The 1,505-nt window shown below is 34.1% G+C and carries 2 protein-coding genes; both read right to left on the reverse strand.

The features are described 5' to 3' along the window. Positions 1-51: 51 nt before the first annotated feature. Positions 52-804, reverse strand: coding sequence for an IS21-like element helper ATPase IstB (gene istB, locus H8S01_RS13850; RefSeq protein WP_154247616.1), 753 nt, complete (start codon positions 802-804; stop codon positions 52-54). Then, the coding region (locus H8S01_RS13855; protein WP_186837540.1) for a Mu transposase domain-containing protein at positions 797-1,505 on the reverse strand (709 nt) is incomplete at its 5' end. The genes istB and H8S01_RS13855, both read right to left, overlap by 8 nt.

Genomic DNA, 1,505 nt, shown 5'->3' on the forward strand with positions numbered 1-1,505 from the left:
TATAAAATGTCAAGACCGAATGTACAAAAAATATTATATAAAAATGTACAGTTAGTCTGTTTGTCTTAAATGATCTTTTAGCCTATATGATTTTCCTGATATGGGCACTACATGTGCATGATGTAATATTCTATCCATGATTGCATTTGCAACTACTGCATCATAAAATACTCCATCCCATTCATTAAAATTCATATTTGTGGTAAGTATTGTGCTTTTCTTTTCATAACGCATATCTATAAGCTGAAAGAATAGGTTTGAATCCTCTTTATTAATCGGCAGATACCCTAATTCATCTATGATAAGAAGACGATATTTACTAAAGTGTTTTAATCTTGCATCCAGGCGGTTTTCCAACTGTGCACGCTTTAATTGTTGCAATAAATCATTACATTTGATAAAGTAGGTGCTTGCATGTTTTTTAGCAGCTGCAATACCTATAGATGTTGCAAGATGCGTTTTTCCAACGCCGCTGGGTCCTAAAAACACGATATTTTCATTCTTTTCCAGAAAACCAAGGCTTGCAAGTTCCCTCATTTCCTGTTCGTTTACACTTGGTTGAAATTCAAAATCATAATCCTTTAGTTCTTTTACAAAAGGAAATGCTGCAGCCTTTATCATAGATCTGGAGGCATTCTGTTCTTTGAAATCAACTTCATAACTGCTCAGTTTTAATAAACCTTCCGTAAACGATAATCCGTTTGTTGTTACAAAATCCCTTATTTCATCAAGATGTAGTTTCATCTGGGTTAATTTCAGCAGCTCCAGATTAGCAGTCAGCTGATTGTATGTACTATTACTCATAATCATAAACCTTTCCTATAATTTCTAGATTTTCTTTTGCCCTGTCCATTATATGCTCATCCCTGAAAATATGCGATTTTCTTGCAATTGCGGCATAATGCTCAGAAATATAATTCAATTTTTTTGAACTTAACTGATGAATGGTTATGAATTCTGTGTTACAATACACATGTATATAACCATCATATACTTGTAATGAGACAATCTTATCAATGTACTCTGGTGGTACAGAGTATTGACAGCTTTTGTAATTAAACATGCTTGAATGATTGACTTTTACCGTATTTGTGGTGATTTGGTAAGGCTTTCTTATGTTATCAGCGGGCAGGCTGTTTAAGAAAGCCTTTTCTTTGTTATAATACATCAGCGGAATCCTTCCTGTTCCCTGGTTTACCTGTGTATTGACACGATTATTTATTCTTGTAACTAATTCGACTAATTCAATGTAATTTAATTTTCCATTATAAGCTCTTATTTCATCCAGTATTTTCATAGGTGCCTCAACTTTGGCTTTAGTATGCGGATGTCCGGCAATACAAGGCTGGACTTTAAAACCATAATCATCAGCGAACTGCTGGAATTTGTTATTAACTTTACCGGCATAATATTCTGTTCTGGCTTCATCCATAACAGTCTTCATGTTATCTGTAACTATTTCATCCGGAATGCCACCAAGTGTTTCAAATGCATCATCAAGAAAC

The sequence above is a fragment of the Lachnospira hominis (ex Liu et al. 2021) genome, assembly GCF_014287955.1.
Classification (GTDB): domain Bacteria; phylum Bacillota; class Clostridia; order Lachnospirales; family Lachnospiraceae; genus Lachnospira; species Lachnospira hominis.